This window comes from Xaviernesmea oryzae, assembly GCF_900109605.1.
Lineage (GTDB): Bacteria > Pseudomonadota > Alphaproteobacteria > Rhizobiales > Rhizobiaceae > Xaviernesmea > Xaviernesmea oryzae.
In genome coordinates this window covers 26,056-48,683 of sequence record NZ_FOAM01000008.1, presented here as the reverse complement: position 1 = coordinate 48,683, position 22,628 = coordinate 26,056, and the positions used below count along the sequence as shown (strand labels likewise).

The window sequence follows — 22,628 nt, the reverse complement described above, 5'->3', positions numbered from 1 at the left end:
CGAATGCCCTCGCATTGCCAGGGCGCAGTGGACGACAGTCCGGCAAAACAGCCAGCTTCCCCACACCGACCGGCCCTACGCAATCTGTCCGCCAAGACCTGAGGCGTTCCGCCTGGACGGCCTCAAGACGGGCAGAACGAACGACGACTATTCCTGCATCATCGCTTATGAAACGGCCGGTGCCGCGTCAACAGCGAGATCGCATGATGCCTGCCCTACCGCGATCGAAGGCAGGCCGAGCGCCATGCATGGCGGATTTCCGCCTGAGCGGATGTCGGGCGGAAGAACCACCCGGCATCGCTTGTCGATACGCCCGAAGGCGCCGAGCACAGCTAGATCAGAGGGTCTTGCCGTCGGCAAAAGCCTTGCGGCCGGCTTCGCGCTCGGCGTCCGGAGCGGACACCAGGCCATAGGCGGCGAGCGGGCTATCGGGGCCGATCATCTGGTCGTCGAGGAAGAACTCGACATATTCCTTCAGGCCGGGGATCACGCCCAGATGTGCCTTCTTGACGTAGAAGAACAGCGGACGGGAAACCGGATATTTGCCGGAGGCGACCGTTTCGGTGGAGGGAACGACGTCGTTGACGGTCGCGACCTTCAGCTTGTCGGCGTTGTTTTCATAGAAGGACAGGCCGAAGACGCCGATGCCGGACTTGTTGGCGGCGATACGGGCGAGCGTTTCGCTGTAGTCACCGTCGATGTCGACAGCCAGACCGTCCTTGCGAACGGCGATGCACTTGCGCGCCTGTTCCTTCTCGTCCTTGATCGTTTCCTTGATGGCCTTCTCTGCGCCAGTGTCGGCGCAGCCGGCATGCAGGACCTTCTCTTCGAAGACTTCGCGGGTGCCGTGCTTTTCGCCCGGGATATAGGCGGCGATGGTGGCGTCGGGCAGCGACGGATTGATTTCCGACCACTTCTTGTAGGGGTTGGCAACCAGCTTGCCGTCCTTGACGATCTCGGCGGCGAGGCCGAGGTAGAGATCCTTCGGCGTCAGCTTCAGATCCGGGTTGCCGGCGTCGGTCGCAAAGACGATGCCGTCATAGCCGATCTTGATTTCCTCGACTTCGGTCACGCCGGCCTTCTTGCAGGTGTCCAGCTCGCTGTCCTTGATCTTGCGCGAGGCATTGGCGATGTCGATCGTGTCGGCGCCGACGCCCTTGCAGAATTCCTTCAGACCAGCGCCGGTGCCGCCGGACTCGACGACCGGGGTCTTGAAGTTCGGGAAGGTCTCGCCAAAGGTTTCGGCAACGATCTTGGCATAGGGCAGAACGGTGGAAGAACCGGAGATCTGGATCTGGTCGCGTGCAGCAGCCGCGCCGGCAATCGCGACGGAGGCGACGAGGGTCGCCAGGGTGAGCTTGAAGGACGTCATCTATGAATTCTCCCAAATAAGGGCTTGGTTGAAGCGCCTATAGAAAAGCGCTTGCGGGCGCCGTCATCATCGGCCGTCCGTTGATTAGACCCCGATAGCCCGAGCTTTTATGTCAGTTTCGCAAAAGTTTTATGACACCATAAATATCTGAAAATGTTCTATTTTTTATTCTGATGCGGATTGAGAACGACAATCCTGTCAAAAACGCACGGTGAAGATCGTCCCCTGCCCCAGTTCGGACTGGATGATCAGCCTGGCGCGGTGCCGGGTCAGGATGTGCTTGACGATAGCAAGGCCCAAGCCCGTACCCTTCTTCGAGCGGCTGGCTTCGACATTGACCCGGTAGAACCGTTCGGTGACGCGCGGGACATGCTCGGCAGCCATGCCCGGCCCCCAATCCTCGACCGCCACCTCGACCGGCCGCCCGTCTCCGCCCGTCAGGCGCACTTCGACGCGCTTGCCTTCCTGGCCATATTTGCAGGCATTTTCGACGAGGTTCTGGAAGACCTGGATGAGCTCGTCGCCATCCCCGCGCACGATCACCGGCGTCGGCGGGAGGATGAGGTCGACCTCGACATCCAGTTCGCCGGCCAGCGGCAGGAGGGCGTCACGGACATGACCCAGCAGCGGCGCCAGATCGACCGCCTGGTCCGGCGCGATATGCGCCTTCAGCTCGAGGCGCGACAGCGACAGGAGATCGTCGATCAGCCGGCTCATGCGGTTTGTCTGCTCCAGCATGATGCCGAGGAAGCGGGCATGAGCCTGCGGATCGTTGCGTGCGGGCCCGAGCAGGGTTTCGATGAAGCCGCGCAGCGAGGCCAGCGGCGTGCGCAACTCATGGCTGGCATTGGCGACGAAGTCGGAGCGCATGCGTTCGATGCGCCGTGTCTGGGAAATATCGCGGAAAGACAAGACGAAAAGCGGCGGCGCCGCCGCTTCCGCCGCCATGACCGGTGCGGCGCGGAGAATATAGACGGCCTCGGCCGGCAGATGCTGCGAATGCTCGATCTGGTTCGGCCGGCCCGTGGCGATCGTCTCGCGCATGAGATCGAGAATGGCAGGCGAGCGCAGCCTTGCCGCGAGATCCGTCATGGGCGGGATGACGCCGAAGATCGTTTCGGCGGCCTGATTCTGGAAAACCACCTGCTGGCTTCGGGAGATCACGAGGACCGGCATGTCCAGGGCGTCGAACGCGGCGGCCAGCGGATCGAAGGCAACAGCGGGCTCGCCATCCGCCTCATCGCGATCCTGCGCCTGCGGGCTGTCCTCGGCGGTGCGCGGCAATGGCGGCCCCCACCAGAGGAACAGAAGGAAGACCAGCCAGAAGCCGACGACCGGCACGGCGGGAAAGCTGAAGGCAAGGAGCAGGCCGCAGAACAAGAGCGACAGGGTCAGGCTCCAGCCTTCGCCGGAGAGTGCTGCCAAGCGCCCCTGCCGCTTGCGCGCGATGACCTGTTCCAGCTCGGCTTCCTGCGGCATCATCATTCCCTCCACACGGCCAGGCCGGTGCCTCTCGCGCCCTCGACCCCCCGGCCTTGCGCGCCGCGCAAAGGCCGTCCTGCATCCATGTCGAGAAGCTCGTGGCTTCCATAGCCGGCTTTCATGACACATTGGTCACGATGACTATCTTAAACCCGCCCTTTTACAATCATTCGTACGGGCAATGCCGGCCTTCACAGGCTTTGAGCGCCCTTGCCTGCGCCGCCAGACGCCATAAGTGCGCAAGGGAGGGCGCATGTGCGCGCCGCCGCACAGCCCTGGCCTAAAGCGCGGCGCAGAAGAGCCTCTCGCCGCCCCACCCGCCAATCGCCGTCAGATGAGGATTTCATGCCGCTTACCGATTCCAAGCCCGTCGACCTGCTCGTCAGCAAGACGCCGCGTCGCTTCGACATCGACGATCCGAAGCTGCCGGATTGGGTGGACAAGCACGCGCTAACCTCAGGCGATTTTCCCTATGAGCACAAGCTCGACAGCGACAGCTATGACGAGGCGCTCCAGGCGCTGCAGGTGGAGCTGGTCAAGGTCCAGCTCTGGATGCAGGACACCGGCAAGCGTGTCATCGCGCTCTTCGAAGGGCGGGACGCGGCCGGCAAGGGCGGCGCCATCCAGGCCATGCGCGCCTATATGAATCCCCGCTCAGCCCGCATCGTCGCTTTGTCGAAACCCGGAGAGACCGAGCGCGGCCAATGGTATTTTCAGCGCTACGTCGCGACCTTTCCTTCCGCCGGCGAATTCGTGCTCTACGACCGTTCCTGGTACAATCGCGCCGGGGTCGAGCCGGTGATGGGTTTCTGCACACCGGCGGAGTACGAGGCCTTCCTGCGCCAGGCGCCGAAGCTCGAATCCATGCTGGTGGACGAGGGCATTCTGCTCTTCAAATTCTATCTCGACATTGGCCAGGAGATGCAGCTGAAGCGCTTCCACGACCGGCGGCATGACCCGCTCAAGATCTGGAAGCTTTCGCCGATGGATATTGCCGCGCTGAACAAATGGCAGGATTACAGCGACAAGCGCGACCGCATGCTGAAGGAGACGCATACGGACAAGGCGCCCTGGACCGTGATCCGCGCCAATGACAAGCGGCGCGCGCGGCTGGAACTGATCCGCCATGTGCTAAAGGCCATGGAGTATGACGGCAAGGACAAGGACGCCATCGGCAAGATCGATGACAGGATCCTGATGGACGGCGAGACCTTCCTGAAGACCTTATGAGGCACTTCGCACCAGCAGGCTTGTCGGCTTACTGGTCCGCCATCACGCGCACGGCATAGAGATTGAGGCCGAGGCCGCTGCCGGTTACGTCGCTGTTGATCAGGATGCGGCCGGCGGCAGTGGGGGCGCGTGCGGAGATTGTGGTCTTGAACAGCAGGTCGGTGCGCTCGTCGTTGACGGTGAAGCGATGGCGGCCGCAATTGCCGAGCGGACCGAAATCGCACTCCACGGAGAATTGCGTGGTCGAGCCCCGATCGGCCTGGACGGTGACGGCGAGCGTAACGGTCTTGCCCGCGAGGTCGCGCAGGATATCCACCGGCACGGCAATCGCAACGGCGCCATCGGCATCGGGCGAGGAGGAGGTGATGCGCAGCCTCTGGCCGCCCTCATCGCTGACGGAGGCCGCCACCGCGCGCGGATTGGCGCTGACGCCATGGGCGGCCTGATCAGGTGCGAACAGCGTTTGCCAGGCTGCGGAAAAACCGGATTTGTCGTTGAGCTGGCGCAGCCCCTTGGATGGGTCGTAATCATCGCCACGCACGGAGATCTGGCCGATCACGCCTTCGCGCGCCGCCTTCATCAGGCCGCCATTGACCGCCCACCAGCCAGCCAGACCGAAGGTGCAGACGAGCGTCACCAGCACGAGAAGAAAGGAAAAGAAGCGGCTGCGGCGTCGGCGGCGGGGCCGCTCCGCGCGCCGGCTGAGCGGGCCGATCGGGGCGGGCTCCGGCGCCAGCAGGCGTTCGGCCACAGCCCGATCCTGCTGCGACAGCACCATGTCCTCGTCCAGTTCGGCAAAGCTCGGCTCCTGCGGGCCAGCGGCCGCGCGGCCGCGGCGTGTCGGACGGGCGGGCTCAGGCGATCTTGACGCCGTGCGCTCATCCGCACGCGAAACAGGTGACACCTGACCCGGCCGTGCCCAGTCCGATGGCTCGGCATGGCCATCGACGGCGCCGACGTCATGATCGTCAGCCTCGGCGCGCATGTCGAAATCGTCAGGCGCCTGGTGGAAAGCAGCATCGTCATCCTGCGGGCGCGGCGCTTGGCTCGCACGGCCACGTTCGGCGCGCAGACCCTCCAGACTGCCATCGGACGACGACATGGAGGGAGAGCCCGATGCAGGCGTGGAGAGGTGCGGCCCAAGCTTCGCCGGCGTTACAGGCGGACTCTGCGACCCGGCGCCTGCTGCCGGCTGGCCAAAGATCTCGGCCGTGAGGTTCAACCGCTCATCGCGCTCGATCGCGTGGATCGCGGCCTCGAGGCGATGGCGCTGCTGTTCTACCAGCTTGGGATCGGTGACATTCTGCTTGCGCAGGCCCGCTTCCAGCGCATTGCGGGCGGATTGATAGATCCGGGCGCGCGTTTCGGGGCTGCGACGGTCAGAGCGCGAAAGCGCTTCCCGTATTGCCGTCTCCAGTCCGCTCACGCCTTCGATCCTTCCACGCCATGCCGTCCGTGCGACCTGCAGCCCATCCTCCAGCCTTGTATCACGGGCAGAGGAAAAGGCCGCTCTCGTCTCGGTACAATCTGGCGCTTCGATCCGCAAGCCTCGGCAGGCCGCAGCCGGCATCTTGCCAAGCAAAGCCCGCTGCGGATATCTTACGTTTACGCAAACGTCAATTTTTGCCTTCCCGCCCGATGGAGCCCGCCAATGCCGCTTCCCGCCGTGCTTGCCGATCGCCTGAGACTGCCCGTCATCGGGGCGCCGCTCTTCATCATTTCCCATCCGGCCCTGACCATCGCACAATGCAAGGCCGGCGTGATCGGCGCCTTTCCGGCGCTCAATGCAAGGCCGGAATCGCAACTGGACGAATGGCTGGACGAAATCACCGGCGCGCTTTGCGCCCATGACCGTGACCATCCGGATCGTCTCTCCGCTCCTTTCGCGGTGAACCAGATCGTCCACCGCTCCAACAGGCGGCTGGAGCATGATCTGGCGCTCTGCGTGAAGTACAAGGTTCCGGTGGTGATCTCGTCGCTCGGCGCGGTGCCGGAGGTCAATGCGGCCGTCCATTCCTATGGTGGCATCGTGCTGCACGACGTCATCAACGACCGGCACGCGCGCTCGGCGATCTCCAAGGGCGCCGACGGGCTGATCGCGGTGGCGGCGGGCGCCGGCGGCCATGCGGGCACGCTTTCGCCCTTCGCGCTCATCCAGGAAATTCGCGCCTGGTTCGACGGGCCGCTGCTGCTCTCCGGCGCGATTGCCACCGGCAGCGCCATTCTCGCCGCCCAGGCCATGGGCGCCGATATGGCCTATATCGGCTCGCCCTTCATCGCCACCACGGAGGCACGTGCCAGCGAGGCCTATAAGGCCATGATCGTCGACAGCGGTGCGTCCGACATTCTCTATTCCCCATCTTTCACGGGCATTCCCGGCAATTATCTGCGGCCTTCGATCGTCAAGGCCGGTCTTGATCCCGACAATCTCCCACCACCCGGCCCGGCAAGCCTCGACCTCGACCGGACGGCGCCATCCGGCGACGGCGCCAAGGCGTGGAAGGACATCTGGGGCTGCGGCCAGGGCATCGGCGCGGTCAAATCCGTCCAGCCGGTCGAAGATCTCGTCGCGCGTCTTGCCGAAGAATATGCCGCCGCACGCACCCGCCTGACCGCGCTATCGACAGCGAAATGAGCCATCGGAGGGCGGGACAAGTTGCGAGGAGGAGATGACCGCAGCGTCATTGTCGCGTCTTTTTCACCGCCACCGCAACTCCCCGCTTGAAATCCCCCGCCTTTGCCTGTATCAGCCCCCTCACACCGCGCTCGCGCCGCTTTGACGGCGCCTGTTTCGCGAGGGCCGCTTTAGCTCAGTCGGTAGAGCACATCATTCGTAATGATGGGGTCACGTGTTCGAGTCACGTAAGCGGCACCATTTTTCAAGCACTTAAGACCACTCACATTCCCGGCGTTCCGGGGGCGTTCCCGAGACGCGTTTATGGCCTGTTCTGGTCGTCTTAGCGCGTGACTGCAACGTCCGACCGCGCATGTCGATGCGGTTTTCATAATTTCTAAATAAAAACGATCTAATTACAAGCGATCGAAGCGCTTGGAGATCGCCATGAAGCCGTATGCCGCGATTGCCCTCTTCACCGCCCTGTCGATCATCGCCGGGTGCGCACCGAGCCAGGAACGATTTCTGGCCGCTAGAGAGGTTCTTCGCGGCAGTGAAAAGGCTCGGCAATATGCTCTTAGCGCATGTGTGAAAAAACTCTCGAGTGCGAAGGACCTCAAGGCCGGGGCAATTCTTATGGACACGTCGGAGAAGCGTGCGCCCCGCCTCGCTTGCAGCCGTATCGTCGAAGCCATCCGGTCAAGACGTCTGCAATATTCTGATCTCGTGAAGCTTGAGCAAGGCCGGATCACACCCGAGATGGTCAAGATGATTCAGGGGCGATAACGGCGGCCGTGCCGAACGCCAGCATCCCGACAGCCCCGCGCCTTCCAGCGCTCCTTTAAGCTGACCTTCTGTGGTCTTGACGGTCGGCAACGGACATTTTCCGTCTGCCTGCGCGATGCTGCGACCGCCATCTAACGTCTCTTCCCACGGAACAATCAGCCCTTGCGACGGTTGCCATTTCATGACAGCCGTTCCGGCCGCCTTTGCGCCGGACAAGAAGGCGGGAGCGAGATGATGATCAACAATGTCTGGTTGCTGGCAATTGCCGGTGGCGCCCTCGTTCTGGGTGCGGCGATCGCTTTTGCCATTATGCGCCAGCGTCGGCTTCGTCCGGACGAGAAGCGGGCACAGGACGCCAACATAGACCGTCTTTACACCGAACCGCGCTGAAGCCTCTTCCAACGGAAGCAAAGCGGCGCAAGAGGAGTGATCCATATGAATCTGGAACAAAAGACCCCGCAGACGGGCGCAGCCGGCACGACAGCCCAGTCGCCCCGCTGGGAAGGCCCGCCGGAAACGCGGCCGAGCGGATATCTGGACGCGAAGGATGATGCGATCCATGCGCGCGATGCCTTTGGCGAAAACCTTGAGGATCCCGAGCGCCGCCATTTGGGCGAGGCGCACAAGGTGAAGGGTGACGATCATCGCGATTCGGATGGGACTCGGCTTTCCACGAAACATCCCACACCGAATGCAGGCCATGGCGCGGTCAAGGCCGATGTGACTGGGAGAACGGGATCATGACGAATGTCTCGAACCCCGGCCAGGGCGCGGGCGGCAAGTCCGCGGTCGAGGGCGATGCCAAGGGCCAGTTCGCCAAGGGCAAGACCTCCAGCGACAACAATGGTGTGGCCAGTGCGAAGCCGACCGTGATCACCGGCTCTGACGATGCCACCGCGAACAAGCGGCCGGATGGAAGGCGGGTCGGAACGGAATTCTCGCCGCATTATGACGAGCGCGACATGAACGAGGGCGAATTTCGAGGCTAACGCCTTCTCGTCCTACCCGACCGAACGGACAGACGCCGCCGGCCTAACGGCGGCGTGTGGTTGTCGAAAGGCTCCGCCCACAGGTGCCGGCTGCCAAACAATCAGTATCCCTTCACCTGCCGCTGTATCTGCTCTTGCCCTACGGTCGTTCTGGTCCATATCGGCCTTGAGACGACAAAACGCCGAGCCCTGCTTGCACCGTCTTTTACGATGCACTGTTTGGCTGAGGCAGTATAAAAAGAGGGAACGAGACGGTCGATGGGGTAACGCGGTTTGGACGACAGGCTTTCAGCCAGACAAAGACCGCTTTACAGCGAGGCCACGCTACGCCCGTCTCCTTTGTTCAGGCACCTGAGGGCCTCCATTGCCGGGTCCCTCGCCTACCCGCTCTCCTCGGATTGATCGCGACGAGCCTGCTCGCCACCGGCTGTTCCGGCATGCAATCAGCACTGGATCCGGCCGGCGTGGAAGCGCAGGCGGTCTATTGGCTTTTCTGGATCTGCGTCATCGGCGGTGCCATCATCTGGGTCGGCGTCATGGCCGTGTTGTTCTATGCCGGGCGCGGCGGCCGTGAAGCGATCAGCCAGAAGGCCGGGCAGCGCATCATTCTCATCGGCGGCGTTCTCTTTCCCACCGTCGTTCTGGCCGCTCTGCTCTCCTATGCGCTCTGGCTCATGCCCACGGTACGGCCTGTGACGGCGCAGGCCAATTCCCGGCTGACGCTCGACGTCACCAGCGAGCAATTTTGGTGGCGCATCGCCTATCCGCCCGAGGGCGACCTGCCCGGCTTCGAAACCGCCAATGAGATCCGCCTTCCCCTGGGGGAGCGTGTCGGTTTCCGGCTGCACGCGGCCGATGTGATCCATTCCTTCTGGGTGCCGGCGCTGGGCGGCAAGATGGACATGATCCCCGGCCGCACCAATTTTCTCTCGCTGGAAGCCACGCGGCCGGGCCTTTATCGCGCCCCTTGCGCCGAATTCTGCGGCACATCCCATGCGGTGATGGGCCTGACCGTTGTCGTGATGGAGCAATCCGCCTTCGATGCCTGGCGTAAGGCACAGGCGCAGCTTCAGCCTGTTGCAGCGGCCTCCGGCACCGCACCGCGTCCCGCAACCGGCAACGGCCCGGTTGTGGCAGCCGATCAGACCGATCGCGGGCAAGACGGCCTCGCGATCTTCCAGCGTCACGGCTGCGCGGCTTGCCATGCGCTGCGTGGAACGACGGCGCAGGGCAAGATCGGGCCGGACCTTACCCGGCTTGGCGAGCGCGCCACGCTTGCGGCCGGCGCACTGCCCAACACGCAGGAGGCCCTAGCTGCGTTCATCCGCAATCCGCAAAAGGCCAAGCCCGGCGCGCTGATGCCGGCCTTCCCGATGATCCCGCCGGAAGAGCTCGCAACGCTCGCCGATTACTTGAGAGCCAGCCCATGACGCGCCCCGGCACGAGGACCGAGACCATGCCGGGCGCCGCAAGCGCCGGCGGCCAGCCCATGGAGGGCCAGGATCCGCCGCGCGACCTCAAGGCCGAGGAGGCCCGGCTGCGCAAGGTCTGGAACACGCCGGGCGGCTGGCGCTACTGGACCTCGGTCAACAATTCCGAGATCGGCCTGTGGTATGGCGCCACGGCCTTTATCTTCATGCTCTTTGCCGGTCTCCTGGCGCTTGTCGTGCGGGCCCAGCTTGCAGTGCCGCAGAACGATCTGATCTCGGCCGACCTCTTCAACCAGGCCTTCACCTTGCATGGCACGGTGATGATGTTCCTCTTCGCCGTACCGATCTTCGAGGCCGTGGCGATCTTCCTCCTGCCCCCGATGCTCGGCGCGCGGGAGCTGCCTTTTCCGCGCCTCTCGGCCTTCGGCTTCTGGAGCTTCGCCATCGGCGGCGTCTTTGTCTGCGGCTCGATCTTCTTCAAGGCCGCCCCGAATGCCGGCTGGTTCATGTATGCGCCGCTCGCTACCGACAAGGACTATGCCGGGATCGGCGCCGATGTCTGGCTGCTCGGCCTCTCCTTCATCGAGGTCGCCTCCATCGCCGCTGCCGTCGAGCTCATCGTCGGCATCATGAAATGCCGGGCGCCAGGCATGCGCATCAATATGATGCCGCTCTTTGCCTGGTATCTCCTCATCGTCGCAGGGATGATCCTCTTCGCCTTTCCGCCCTTGATCGCCGGTGACATCCTGTTCGAGATGGAACGGATGTTCGACTGGCCGTTCTTCGATGCGGCACGCGGCGGCGATCCTCTCCTCTGGCAGCACCTGTTCTGGATCTTCGGCCATCCCGAGGTCTACATCATCTTCCTGCCGGCCATCGCGCTGATGGCGATGATCGTGCCGACCTTCTCGCAACGGCCGATCGTCGGCTATTCCTGGATCGTTCTGGCAGCCGTCGGTACCGGTTTCTTAAGCTTCGGCCTGTGGGTCCACCACATGTTCGCCACCGGGCTGCCGCAGATCTCGCTCGCCTTCTTCTCGGCGGCATCTACGGCGGTGGCGATCCCCACGGGCGTGCAGATCTTCGTCTTCATGGCGACGATGCTGGCGGGCCGGGTGATTTTCTCCGTGCCGATGCTGTTCGGCACTGGCGGCGTCGCCATCTTCATCATCGGCGGGCTTACCGGCGTGATGGTGGCACTCGCGCCTTTCGACTGGCAGGCACACGACACCTATTTCATTGTCGCCCATCTGCATTACGTGCTGATCGGCGGCATGCTCTTTCCTGTTGTCGCCGGCATCTACTATTATTTTCCGCTGGTCGATGGAAAGGCCCTGTCCGACAGGCTCGGCAAAATCGCCTTCTGGCTGATGTTCACCGGCTTCAACGTCGCCTTCTTCCCCATGCATCTCACGGGGCTACGCGGCATGCCCCGGCGCGTTTTCACCTATCCGGCGGACATCGGCTGGGATTGGCTGAACCTCATCTCCACCATCGGCGCCTTCGTCTTTGCGGCCGGTGTCGGCGTTGTCGTCATCGATATTCTGCGCCCGAAGAAGCGCCAGCCGGACGTAAAGCCCAATCTCTGGAATGCCGGCACGCTGGAATGGCTGGCCGAGCCGAAAGAGAGCTGGGGCGTGCGCTCGATCCCGATCATTTCCAGCCGCTATCCGCTCTGGGATCAGCCGGATCTCGCCGAAGGCATCAAGCAGGGCCGATATTATCTCCCCGACGCAAAGGAAGGCCTGCGCGAAACGCTGGTAACCTCCGTGCTCGATGCCAAGCCCATCCAGGTGCTGCGCGTCGGCGGCACATCGATGGTCACGATCGCCGCTGCCATTCTGCTGGGCGGTGTCTTCATCGCCATGACATTTCATCTCTGGACGCTGACGATCCTCTTCGGCCTGGGCACGCTGATCGCCATCCTCTACTGGCTATGGACCGGCACGGGCGCCATTCCCGAGGCTAAGGAGAAGGATGTCGGCCTGGGCCTCAGCCTGCCGATCTACGTCTCCGGCCCTGCCTCCGTCGGCTGGTGGGCGATGTTCATCACCATGGTCGGCGATGGCACGGCCTATGGCAGCCTGCTCTTCGGCTATTTCTTCTATTGGACCATCCACGACGATTTCACCGCCGGTCTGGCGGGCCCCGGCCTCGTCTGGCCGCTGGCCGGCAGTGCGCTATTCCTGGCAAGCTGGGTGCTGATGCTCATGGCGCGCCAGGCCAATGAACGGGACCGAACAAGCCTCACCCGCATGCTTCTTTCCGCCTCCATGCTCGCCACCCTCATCGGCGCGCTGGCGGCCTTCCTCGGGCCGCACCGCTACGGCATGGACCCGACAGTCCATGTCTATCCGGCAATCGTCTGGGTGCTGGTCGGCTGGCTGATGGTGCATGCGGCGGCGGGATTGATCATGCAGGGCTTCTGCCTCGCGCGCTCCTTCGCCGGGCGGATGAGCGCTGCTTATGACATGGACATCCGCAATGTCACGTTGTTCTGGCATTTTCTCACCGTCACAGCCTTGACCACCCTTCCGGTCATTGCCCTCTTTCCCTTGGCGAGGTGAAGCCAATGCGCAGCTTCATCCCCCGCGAAATCGAAACGCTCTGGACGCTGTTTACCGCGCCGGTGGTCTGGGCGTTCCATTTCGTCGTCTGCTACGTCGTCATGGCGATTGCCTGCGCCAAGGGCAGCGGCAGCATCGAAGGGCTGATGGGGCTGAGGCTTTTCCTCGGCGGGTTCACCCTGTTCTGCCTGCTTCTCATCGTCGGCTCGGCCTATCTGGCGTGGCGGCAATGGGGTTTCGGCACCGACACACCACCGCATGATGCGCCGACGCGCCAGGAGCGACAGCTGTTTCAGGGCTTCGCGACGCTGCTCCTCTCGGGCCTCAGCTTCATCTCGGTCGTTTTCGTGGCGCTGCCGCTTCTGTTCATTCCGGCCTGCATGCCATGAACAAGCGGCCGCTCCTCCTCTTTCTGCTCGTTCTGGCCGCCCTTGCGCTTATCGCTTTGCTGGCCGGGGACCAGAGCTTCACCCGGCATATGCTGATCCATATGGGCGTGGTGGTTCTGGCCGCGCCTTTCCTGGCTTTGAGCCTGATCGGCACCCGCTACGAGCGGATGAGGGCAGACCGGATCATGACCCCGATCACCGCTTCGCTGGTGGAACTCGTGACTGTCTGGTTCTGGCATATGCCGGCCCTACGCCGCCTGGCGGATGGCTCCACCTTCATCACCGCACTCGAGCTTTCGAGCTTTCTCGCGGCCGGCACGCTCCTCTGGCTGGCCTGCCTTGGCACCCGCCAGGCCGGCACCGCGCCGCGGCTCGCCGGCGTGATCGGCCTGCTGCTCACCTCCATGCACATGACCCTGCTCGGCGCGCTTTTGACCCTTTCGCCCCGTCCGCTCTATGGCGGGGGCACAGTCACCTGCTTTGGCCTGACGCTTTCGGCCGCCGACGATCAGGCGCTGGGCGGCGTCGTCATGTTGCTGATCGGCGCCGCAGCCTATCTTGCCGGTGGCGTTGCCCTGCTGGCCGGGCTGCTGAAGGATGAAAACGTCACAGGCACGTCAGCCACGACCATGGCAGGCGCCGACCTGGGCAATGAGCACCAGGACGCGCCGGAGCGTGACAGGGCGCGGAAAAGCCTCACCCTGAAGCCTTCGCGCGTGCATGCCGGCGCCTCCGCGCCCGCCACCCTGGCAAGAGGACGATGATGGATAAGCGCTGGCCCCTCATGCTCGCTGGCAGTGCTGCCGCTCTTGCTGTGGTCGGCCTGGGCGCGATCTGGCTCGGCGCCATCGATGTCCGCGCCAGCACTGGTCACTGGAAGATCACCGAATGGGTGCTGCATGGTGTCATGCGGGCCTCGGTCAAGGCAGCGGCGGGGGAGGCGCCACAGCCGCTCGATCCCGATCTGGTCGCCATGGGTGCAGGGCATTTCGAGCAGGCCTGCCTTTTCTGCCATGGCGCGCCCGACACGCCGCGCTCGGCGCTGGCGCGTGCCATGCTGCCGCCGCCGCCGGATCTGAAAGAAGTCGTGGCCACTTGGCGCGATCAGGACCTATTCGAAATCGTCCAGCATGGTGTGCGCTATAGCGGCATGCCCGCCTGGCCGGCGAAGGGGCGAAAGGATGAGGTCTGGGCCATGGTCGCCTTTCTGCGCGCCTATCCCGATATGACGGGCGATGCTTACCGCCGCATGGCGACGGCGCCTGAGGTGGCAGGTGCGGTCGCGACCGGCGATCGGCAGCCGAAGGCGGACGTTCTTGCCAGATGCGATGCCTGCCACGCGGCAGACAAGCTGGCCGATGGCAGCTTCGTGCCGCAGATACAGGGACAGAACCAAGCCTATCTCGCGGCCTCGCTGCGCGCCTTCCTGTCGGGCGAGCGCGAAAGCGGGATGATGCGCGTGGCGGTCAATGGTCTCGCGCCGGAGGAGCTGGATCAACTGGCCGCCCATTATGCGACGCTGGCGCGCGCGCCCTCGCCCGGGCCGGACCGCCCGGCACCGACGCTCAGCGAGGCGGGACGCATGCTGGCCGAGCGGGGCGATGCATCACGCGACATTCCCGCCTGCAACAGCTGCCACGGTGCCGGCAGCGGCAATCCGCTGTTTCCCAGGCTTGACGGCCTCAGCCAGGCGACGATCGCCACGCGGCTGCATCTTTTTCAGGATAAGGAAGCGCAGCCGGGCGGCACGCCCTATCGCGAGCTGATGCGCAAGGCCGCGCGCAAGCTGGAAGAGCGCGACATCAAGGCCCTGTCCGCCTATTACGGCAGCGGCCAATAAACATCGGCGTGATAATCCGACGGAATGACGTTCAATCGGGCCAGTGCCTTGGCCACGAATTCGATCTCACGCCGCTTGCGGGCAATGTCACGGGGGACCGGCAGGCCCGTTGCGCGGTGCCGGGCCTCCCAATGGCCGATGTTTAAAGTCATGAGCCGTCGTGCCGCCTCGGCCTGTACATCGGCAGGGCATGGGCCCGAAGGCACAACGGCATCTGGCGCCGAGCCCTTCGGCATGCCGCCGGGCCAGGCTTCGACAAGTTGCAAAGACGGCGCGCGCTGAAGCCGCTCCGGCACCTGCACCAAAGGCAGCGCCCCCGCGCCGCCTTCAATCACCCTCAACCCCATCCGATCAGACCCCCATCATTCCATCTTCGCCGATCCGCCCCCGGATCCGCCTGCGCAAGCTATGCTCCCCGAGGAGCATTTCTTAGCCATCGGCCGTCATCGAAGCGCTCTGTAAAAGAGCGTGGATGACCTGCCAAAGCCGAACCAATGTGCCTAAAAACCTTTGTCGGCTCAACACCCGCTTGTCGGGAGCCGTCACCAAGGCCTTCGCCTTGCTTTTGCCGCAGTCGGCATTCCCGCGCTTTTGCCACTGGCCGCCACAATGAAAAGCCCGGCGCGGCGGATGCCGAACCGGGCTTGATCGTGACAATCAGAGCATCGGACCGAAAAGTGGGAACCGGCTTTCGGAAAAATCCGATGCAAGAACAAAAAATAGCATCGGACTGGGTATGATTTTCATCCGATGCTCGCGCGATCAGAGAATCGGCTTGCCGCCCGTCACCGCAATCGTGGCGCCGGAGACATAGCTCGACAGAGGATCGGCCAACATCACATAGGCGGTGGCGAGTTCGGCTGGCTGTCCCGGCCGCTTCATCGGCACCTGCTTGCCGAAATTCGACACCTTGTCCGCCGGCATGGTCGAGGGGATCAGCGGCGTCCAGATTGGACCCGGCGCCACGGCATTGGCGCGGATGCCCTTTTCGGCCAGCATCTGCGCAAGACCGGCCGTGAAATTCTGGATCGCCCCCTTGGTGGTGGCATAGGCGAGCAGCGACGGATTGGGGTTGTCGGAATTGATCGAGGCGGTGTTGATGATCGAGCCGCCCTCCTTCATATGCGGCACGGCGGCCTTGGTCAGGTAGAACATGGCGTGAATATTGACCTTGAAGGTCAGCTCCCATTCCTCGTCCGGAATGTCGCCGATGTCGCTGAAGGTGGCCTGATGTGCGGCATTGTTGACGAGGATATCGATCCCGCCGAGTTCCTTCACCGCCGTGTCGATGATGCGGCGGCAATGATCGGCGGTCTGGATATCGCCGGCCACCAGTACGGCTTTTCGCCCCGCTTCTTCGACGATGCGCTTGGTATCCTCGGCATCCTCATGCTCGTTGAGATAGGCGATGAGCACATCAGCACCCTCGCGGGCATAGGCGATGGCGACCGCACGGCCGATGCCGCTGTCGCCGCCGGTGATGACGGCCTTCTTCCCGGCGAGGCGACCAGAGCCCTTGTAGCTCGTTTCGCCGTGATCGGGCTTCGGGTCCATCTGGCTCGTCAGGCCAGGCATGGGCTGCTGCTGATCGGGAAAAGGCGGCTGGGGATGGGCGTTCATGGACATGACCTCGTCTGTTGATTGGAAAAGACATCCAACGGGAAGGACATCGAAAAGAAGACGGACCACGCGCCGCGCGGATCCGATCAACCGGATGTCGAACGGCTCAGCCCGGCCATGGTTCCCATCTCCGCCTGCTTCGAGAAACAGGCCAGAATTGCAGCTCTGGTGAAACTGCCGGCCGGCGTGCCAGTTCGGCGGGCAGATCGTCAAACAGAGAGGGCGGGATGGGTGACGACATCGGCAGTGGGACGCATCGTGAGGTCTGGCGGCATCTCTGTGTCGACATGCAGCGTCTCTTCTTCGAGGAAACGCCGTGGAGAGTGGAATGGATGGCCCGTATCCTGCCGCAGGTGGTCGAACTTGCCGAGCGTCACGCCGAGCGCAGCATCTTTACACGCTTCATCACGCCCGAAAGAGCCGAGGACATGCCTGGCGCCTGGGCGGACTATTATCGAAAGTGGCCGATGATGACGCGGGCGGAACTGCCGCGCGACATGCTGGACCTCATCCCCGCGCTGCGCCGCTTCGTGCCGCCGGCGCGGCTCTTCGACAAACCCGTCTATTCGCCGTGGATCGACGGCCGGCTGCACGCAACGCTGCAGGCGGAACGGGTAAGCCGTCTGGTGATCACGGGTGGCGAAACGGATGTCTGCGTCATGGCCGCCGTGCTCGGCGCCATTGATCTCGGCTATCGGATCACGCTGATCAAGGATGCGCTGTGCAGCGGCGCTGACACCACCCACGATGATTCGCTGGAGCTTTTCGGCTCGCGCTTTTCGGTGCAGGTGGAGATCCTGACGGCCGAAGCCTTCCTCAGCCGCGCGGGCTGAGGAAGGCTTTCATCCGACCGTTCAAGGCACGTTGCGCTTCAGTTCCTCGATCCAGGCGCGGGCATTGCCGTCGGACGGTGCCCGCCAGTCGCCGCGTGGCGAGAGCGAGCCGCCGGAGGTGACCTTCGGCCCATTGGGCGAGGCCGAGCGCTTGAACTGGCTGATGGTGAAGAAGCGGAACAGGAAGGTCTCGAACCAACGCTTGATCGTCGGCAGGTCATAGGCCTGCCGGCTCTCCTCCGGAAAGCCCGGCGGCCAAGCGCCAGCCTGCGCATCCCGCCAGGCATGATAGGCGAGGAAGGCGACCTTGGACGGCTTCAGGCCGAAGCGCGTGGTGTAATACAGCATGAAATCATGCAGCGCATAGGGACCGATCTTGTCCTCGGTGCTCTGCATCTGACCGTTCTCATCCGCCGGCACCAGTTCGGGCGAGATGATCGTGTCGAGCACGGCCGCCAGCGTCTCGTTGGTCTCGGCGGTGAACATGCCGGTGCGGATCATCCAGCGGATCAGGTGCTGGATCAACGTCTTCGGGACGGAGGCGTTGACGTTGTAATGGCTCATCTGGTCGCCGACGCCATAGGTCGACCAGCCAAGCGCGATCTCCGACAGGTCGCCCGTACCGAGCACCATGCCATCATAGCGGTTGGCAGCGCGGAACAGGAAATCGGTGCGCAGGCCTGCCTGGACGTTTTCGAAGGTGACGTCATAGACCTTTTCGCCCGAGGCGAAAGGATGGCGCAGATCCTTCAGAAGCTGATGGGCAAGCGGCTTGATGTCGATCTCTTCTGCCGTGATGCCTAGGCTGTTCATCAACGCCCAGGCATTGCTCTTGGTGGCGTCCCCGGTGGCAAAGCCCGGCATGGTGAAGCCGAGAATGCCCGCGCGCGGCAGGCCCAAGCGGTCGAAGGCATTGGCGGCGACCAGCAGCGCATGAGTGGAATCGAGCCCGCCTGACACGCCGATGCAGAGCTTTTTCAGGCCGGTGGCGCGCATGCGCTGCATCAGGCCTTCTACCTGGATGTTCACGGTCTCGTAGCAATCCTGGTCGAGCCGGGCCGGATCGGCCGGCACGAAGGGATAGCGCGAGATTGCGCGCTCCAGGCCGATATCCTCTGTGGGTGCCGAAAAATTGAAGCCGATGCGGCGCATCGTCGTTTCCGGACGGCCGTTCATCAGCATGGCATCGTTGAAGGTGCCGGTGCGCAGCCGCTCCAGTGCCAGGCGATCGACATCGATATCGGCCGTGCAGAGCTGCGAAGCTGACGGAAACCGGTCGGTTTCGGCCAGCAGGCGTCCAAGTTCATAAATAACGGCCTGGCCGTCCCAAGCGACGTCCGTGGTCGATTCACCCGGTCCGGCCGCGGCATAGACATAGGCGGCGAAGCAGCGCTCCGATTGCGAGGCACAGAGCAGGTGGCGCGTGTCCGACTTGCCGACCGTGATGTTGCTGGCCGAAAGATTGGTGAGGATCAGCGCGCCGGCCAGAGCGCCGAAATCGCTCGGGCAGGCCGGGACCCAGACATCCTCGCAAATTTCGACATGGAAGACGAAGTTCGTCATATCGCGGGCGGCAAACAGCATATCGACGCCGAAAGGCACCTCACGGCCGGCAACGGTGATCGTCTGCTGACGGATGCCGCGCCCCGGCGCGAACCAGCGCTTCTCGTAGAATTCCCGGTAATTCGGCAGATGCGTCTTCGGCACGACGCCGAGAATGGCGCCGCGATGGATGACGACGGCGCAATTATACAGCCGGCCGCTATGGACCAAAGGTGCCCCGACAAGGAGCACCGGCATCAGCGCGCGGCTTTTCTCCACGAGATCGGCAAGGGCATGATCCACGGCCTCATGCAGGGCGGCCTGGCCTAAAAGATCGTCGATCGAATAGCCTGAAATGCCGAGTTCGGGAAACACCATCAGGCCGACGGAGCGGCGATGCCCCTCCTCCGCCAGCGCCAGCGTGGCAGCGGCATTGGCGGCGGGATCGCCGAGGCTGACCACAGGCGTGCAGGCGGCAACGCGCACGAAGCCCTGATGGTAGGCGGAGAAGAACGACATGGAGGGACGGCCCCTTTCAGAAGACGGCGGGAACCGGCAGAAACAGGCGGAAGGCGCCGGAAGTTGCACCCGCGACGGCAGTCAGTCCTATCGCATCGGCTTGAAAAACGAAACGGCTTTCGGCGCTCGTAGCCTGTCCAGCGACGGCATGGGCGAGAATGCAGGAAGAGCCGACCTTGGATCGACAGCGATCCGTCGCCACGCAAGCCGATGCGCGCTGGATATCCGTCCCCTGCTCTTATTCGCCCGGCGCGGTGATGATGGCGGGCGTCTTGCGTGCCGGTTCCACCGGGGTCGTCACCTCGTGCAGCCATTCGCGCCAGATCGCGACGATCAAGGCCATCAGCACCGGGCCGACGAAGAGGCCGAGGAAGCCCATGGTCTTCACCCCGCCGACGAGGCCGAAGAAGGTGGGCAGGAAAGGCAGCTTGATCGGCCCGCCGACCAGGCGCGGACGCAGAGTCTTGTCGACGATGAAGAGTTCGACCGTGCCCCATATGCCCAGCGCCAGCCCATGAAAAGGCGAGCCGCTGGCGAGGAGATAGAGGGACACCAATGTGAAGGAGAGCGGCGCACCGCCCGGCACCAGCGCCATGAAGCCGGTGATGATGCCCAGCGTCACAGGCGACGGCACGCCGGCCAGCCAATAGGCCAGGCCCAGCACGATGCCTTCGCCAATGGCGATGACACCCATGCCTGTTACCGTGGAGCTGATGGTCAGCGGCACGATCCGCGAAACGCGCTCCCAGCGCATCGGCAGGATGCGCTCGCCCAGCCGGTCGAGCTGGGCAACGAAGCCTTCTCCGTCGCGATAGACGAAGAACAGCGTGATCAGCATGAACAGGAGCGTCAGGAAGGAGTTGAAGGCCGAAGCGCCGACGACGACCAGGCCGCGATAGATATTGCCGATGTTGGAGCCGCTGACGAGCTGCACCAGTTCGCCCAGGGCGCCGGGATGGCCGATATGACGCTCCCACTGCTCGCCGGACCAGGCGCCGATCCCCGGCAGTTGCAGCACCCAGTTCGGCACGGGCGCGCCGACACTGTTGGCCTTGATCGCCCAGGCAGCCCAGGCGCGGAATTCATCCACCGAATAGATCGCGGCAATCGAAATTGGCGCGACGATGAAGGTGACGACCAGAACGATGGCAATGGTGGCGCCGAGAGTGCGGCTGCCGCCGATAGCGGCGAGCAGGCGGCGATAGAGCGGCCAGCTGGCAAAACCGATGACAAGCGCCGCCAGAACCGGCACCAAAAAGCCGTGAAAGAAATAGACGCCGGCAAGCAGCACGAAAACAAGAAGCCAGCGGGCGGCCGACATCGGACCGATCAACGCCGACCGATCATAGGCCGGTCGGCCGAAAAGTCGCGGCTCGCTGGGAAAGTCACGTTCCCGAGTGCCCATATTCACCTTCGATGTCCTCTCCTACAGTCTCTGCGCGCGCTCGGTGGAACGCAGACCAGACACTGTAATACTTTCGATCTGCTGCATCATCTTGTCCCCCGGTCGACGCCGATCCGAGGATTTATGCAGCGGGCCTTGTCGTCGGTCGCCAGGGCCGAACCTATACGACCGCCCCACATCAAAGGCCAGCGCGCCTTTCGTCCATGCCGCATGGATGTCAGGCGCCTTTTTATTTGGTAGAGACGACAATTCTATAATGGAAGCCAAAATAAGGCGAAGCCCCGACGAAAAATCGCCAGACCTTGGCTCAGATACGCTTCTTCCTGCCGTTCGGCACAGCAAGACAAGCGGACCCTAAAGGAATTTTTCGCTTACCAGCGGCGACGGTCGCTCGACAGAGCGACGGCCCAGACGGCAAGCGCGCCGAGACAGACGACCGCACCCACCAGCCCGGTCGAGGTCCAGCCATAGCCATGCGCGATGGCGACACCGCCGCCCCATGCACCCAGAGCATTGGCGAGGTTGAAGGCCGAATGGCTCAAGGCCGCGGCAAGCGTCTGCGCCTCACCAGCCACATTGATCAGCCGCATCTGGATCGCCGGAACGAGCAGGAAGCCGCAGCCGACAAGGAAGATGTTCAAGGCGGCGATGGCTGGCGTGTTCATGGTGAAGGCGTAGAGCAGGAAGGCCGTGAGATTGAAGAGCAGCGCCAGGCCGATCGCATATTTGATTGACCAATCGGCCAGCCGCGCGCCGATCAGATTGCCGGCGATCATCCCGGCACCGAACAAAGCCAGCATGACCGGCACCAGACCGAGCGGCACGCCGGCCACCTCCGTCATCGCGGGCGTGATATAGGTGAAGACCGCGAACAGACCGCCGCCGCCGACCGCGCAGACGCCGAGCGCCAGCCAGACCTGCAGCTTGCCGAGCGCGCCGAGTTCGCGCAGCGGCGAGGCGCCGGCCTCCGGCTTGTCCTTGGGCACGAAGCGCAGCGTCATGGCGATGGTGATCAGGCTGAGCGCTCCGACAATGCCAAAGGCCGCACGCCAGCCGACGATCTGGCCGAACCAAGCCGTCATCGGCGTGCCCACCAGGGTCGCGACCGTCAGCCCCATCATGACGCGCGCCACAGACCGGGCCTTTTGATGCGGCGGGGCAAGACCCGCAGCGACGATGGCGGCAACGCCGAAATAAGCGCCGTGCGGCAGGCCGGTGAAAAAGCGGGCGGCCACCAGTGTCAGAAAGCCGGGCGCGAATGCGCTGGCAATATTGCCGAGCGCGAAAATCGCCATCAGCGCGAGCAGGACGTTGTGGCGGCTGAAGCGCGCGGCAAGAACGGCGATGACCGGTGCGCCGATCACCACACCGAGCGCATAGGCACTGATGACGATGCCGGCCGTGGGCACGGACACGGCCGTGTCGCGCGCCACATCGGGCAGAAGGCCCATAATGGCGAATTCGCCCGTGCCGATGCCGAAGCCGCCAAGAGTCAGCGCGAATTCGGCCGGCGTCATCATATTGGAGCGCGAAGCCGGCACGGAATGAAGCAGGGTGTCCGCCATGGGGTGAAAGGCCATTAAGGAAGCATGTCGCGCAAAATCAGATCACGACGGACATGGGAATGTCGGGAGCAGGCGAAGCCCGCTGGAGGATGAGCCGGCACGCCAGCTGCGGAAAACACCTGTTGCGGACAGAAACGAGGGATCTGCCCGCATGATGTCGAGTCACGATATTATGACGTATCGGCCCCTCTGCGAGTTATGCGCATGCGTCCTATCTTCCCTGCGCAAGACACATGGCTTATTGACGTTTACGTACAGGTCATTTACGCCTTCATGAGATGACGCTGCGGCAACATGCACAGCGCAAAGGCGCCGGGAGGGCTGACGGGGAGGAGCCCGCCATCTCCGGGCGCGGCTGCCGGCGCCGCGACTGGATCAAGTTTCAGATCTGCTTGGTCGGATCTCTGAACCGTGATCCACATGACATATCGAGAGCGGAATTTTG

General features: G+C 63.6%; 19 protein-coding genes, 1 tRNA gene and 1 pseudogene. 13 read left to right on the top strand and 8 right to left on the bottom strand.

Going from position 1 to position 22,628, the window contains the following annotated elements; translation table 11 throughout:
* Positions 1 to 337: 337 nt before the first annotated feature.
* Together BMX61_RS11805 and phoR are read right to left on the bottom strand one after the other, a co-directional pair.
* Positions 338 to 1,372, bottom strand: coding sequence for a substrate-binding domain-containing protein (locus BMX61_RS11805; RefSeq protein ID WP_075629519.1), 1,035 nt, complete (start codon positions 1,370 to 1,372; stop codon positions 338 to 340).
* 198 nt (positions 1,373 to 1,570) lie between these two features.
* Positions 1,571 to 2,851 (bottom strand): phosphate regulon sensor histidine kinase PhoR, encoded by a 1,281-nt coding sequence (phoR, locus tag BMX61_RS11800; protein WP_092742690.1) that lies wholly within the window; start codon positions 2,849 to 2,851, stop codon positions 1,571 to 1,573.
* A gap of 348 nt (positions 2,852 to 3,199) precedes the next feature.
* Between phoR and ppk2 the strand changes: the two genes are divergently transcribed.
* The gene (ppk2, locus tag BMX61_RS11795) at positions 3,200 to 4,084 is read left to right on the top strand and encodes a polyphosphate kinase 2 (protein WP_075629520.1); all 885 of its coding nucleotides are present in this window, start codon (positions 3,200 to 3,202) and stop codon (positions 4,082 to 4,084) included.
* Between the two features lie 28 nt (positions 4,085 to 4,112).
* Here the strand turns inward: ppk2 and BMX61_RS11790 are convergent, their stop codons facing one another.
* Positions 4,113 to 5,510, bottom strand: coding sequence for a hypothetical protein (locus BMX61_RS11790; RefSeq protein WP_075629521.1), 1,398 nt, complete (start codon positions 5,508 to 5,510; stop codon positions 4,113 to 4,115).
* Between the two features lie 225 nt (positions 5,511 to 5,735).
* On the opposite strand from BMX61_RS11790, the gene BMX61_RS11785 reads away from it, so the two are divergent.
* The 11 genes and pseudogenes from BMX61_RS11785 to BMX61_RS11740 all read left to right on the top strand — a co-directional run bounded on the left by BMX61_RS11785 (position 5,736) and on the right by BMX61_RS11740 (position 14,699).
* Positions 5,736 to 6,719, top strand: coding sequence for an NAD(P)H-dependent flavin oxidoreductase (locus tag BMX61_RS11785; protein ID WP_075629522.1), 984 nt, complete (start codon positions 5,736 to 5,738; stop codon positions 6,717 to 6,719).
* 164 nt (positions 6,720 to 6,883) lie between these two features.
* Positions 6,884 to 6,959 (top strand) — tRNA-Thr (locus BMX61_RS11780).
* Positions 6,960 to 7,145: 186 nt separating this feature from the next.
* A complete protein-coding gene (locus BMX61_RS11775; protein ID WP_139311779.1) occupies positions 7,146 to 7,484 on the top strand; it encodes a hypothetical protein in 339 nt (112 codons plus the stop codon).
* Between the two features lie 231 nt (positions 7,485 to 7,715).
* On the top strand, positions 7,716 to 7,874 hold the full coding sequence (locus tag BMX61_RS24685) for a PVV-CTERM domain-containing choice-of-anchor G protein (RefSeq protein ID WP_170854934.1): 159 nt from the start codon (positions 7,716 to 7,718) through the stop codon (positions 7,872 to 7,874).
* Between the two features lie 45 nt (positions 7,875 to 7,919).
* Positions 7,920 to 8,117: pseudogene (locus BMX61_RS11770) on the top strand (hypothetical protein); the annotation flags it as partial.
* 107 nt (positions 8,118 to 8,224) lie between these two features.
* Positions 8,225 to 8,473: a hypothetical protein gene (locus BMX61_RS11765; protein WP_075629525.1), complete on the top strand. Its 249-nt coding sequence runs from the start codon at positions 8,225 to 8,227 to the stop codon at positions 8,471 to 8,473.
* A 437-nt stretch (positions 8,474 to 8,910) separates the two neighbouring features.
* The gene (gene coxB, locus BMX61_RS11760; RefSeq protein WP_075629601.1) at positions 8,911 to 9,903 is read left to right on the top strand and encodes a cytochrome c oxidase subunit II; all 993 of its coding nucleotides are present in this window, start codon (positions 8,911 to 8,913) and stop codon (positions 9,901 to 9,903) included.
* A 59-nt stretch (positions 9,904 to 9,962) separates the two neighbouring features.
* Positions 9,963 to 12,470, top strand: a complete 2,508-nt coding sequence (gene ctaD / locus BMX61_RS11755; protein ID WP_092742686.1) for a cytochrome c oxidase subunit I — start codon at positions 9,963 to 9,965, stop codon at positions 12,468 to 12,470.
* A 5-nt stretch (positions 12,471 to 12,475) separates the two neighbouring features.
* The gene (locus BMX61_RS11750; RefSeq protein WP_075629527.1) at positions 12,476 to 12,859 is read left to right on the top strand and encodes a hypothetical protein; all 384 of its coding nucleotides are present in this window, start codon (positions 12,476 to 12,478) and stop codon (positions 12,857 to 12,859) included.
* A complete protein-coding gene (locus BMX61_RS11745; protein ID WP_075629528.1) occupies positions 12,856 to 13,623 on the top strand; it encodes a cytochrome c oxidase assembly protein in 768 nt (255 codons plus the stop codon). Before BMX61_RS11750 ends, BMX61_RS11745 begins: the two co-directional genes overlap by 4 nt.
* Entirely contained in the window at positions 13,620 to 14,699 is a 1,080-nt protein-coding gene (locus BMX61_RS11740; RefSeq protein WP_083639616.1) for a c-type cytochrome, read from the top strand. Before BMX61_RS11745 ends, BMX61_RS11740 begins: the two co-directional genes overlap by 4 nt.
* On the opposite strand, the gene BMX61_RS24680 is transcribed toward BMX61_RS11740, so the two are convergent.
* On the bottom strand, positions 14,681 to 14,851 hold the full coding sequence (locus BMX61_RS24680; protein WP_170854933.1) for a hypothetical protein: 171 nt from the start codon (positions 14,849 to 14,851) through the stop codon (positions 14,681 to 14,683). The genes BMX61_RS11740 and BMX61_RS24680 overlap by 19 nt on opposite strands.
* 610 nt (positions 14,852 to 15,461) lie before the next feature.
* Positions 15,462 to 16,319, bottom strand: a complete 858-nt coding sequence (locus BMX61_RS11730; RefSeq protein WP_075629603.1) for an SDR family oxidoreductase — start codon at positions 16,317 to 16,319, stop codon at positions 15,462 to 15,464.
* Between the two features lie 227 nt (positions 16,320 to 16,546).
* On the opposite strand from BMX61_RS11730, the gene BMX61_RS11725 reads away from it, so the two are divergent.
* Positions 16,547 to 17,152 carry a cysteine hydrolase family protein gene (locus BMX61_RS11725; RefSeq protein ID WP_075629530.1) on the top strand — a complete coding sequence of 202 codons (606 nt, stop codon included), beginning with the start codon at positions 16,547 to 16,549 and terminating at the stop codon, positions 17,150 to 17,152.
* Between the two features lie 21 nt (positions 17,153 to 17,173).
* Here the strand turns inward: BMX61_RS11725 and BMX61_RS11720 are convergent, their stop codons facing one another.
* The 3 genes from BMX61_RS11720 to BMX61_RS11705 form a co-directional block, all read right to left on the bottom strand.
* A complete protein-coding gene (locus tag BMX61_RS11720; RefSeq protein WP_075629531.1) occupies positions 17,174 to 19,213 on the bottom strand; it encodes an NAD(+) synthase in 2,040 nt (679 codons plus the stop codon).
* Between the two features lie 238 nt (positions 19,214 to 19,451).
* Entirely contained in the window at positions 19,452 to 20,618 is a 1,167-nt protein-coding gene (locus BMX61_RS11710) for an AI-2E family transporter (RefSeq protein ID WP_075629533.1), read from the bottom strand.
* A gap of 371 nt (positions 20,619 to 20,989) precedes the next feature.
* A complete protein-coding gene (locus tag BMX61_RS11705) occupies positions 20,990 to 22,183 on the bottom strand; it encodes an MFS transporter (protein ID WP_075629604.1) in 1,194 nt (397 codons plus the stop codon).
* Positions 22,184 to 22,628: the final 445 nt, after the last annotated feature.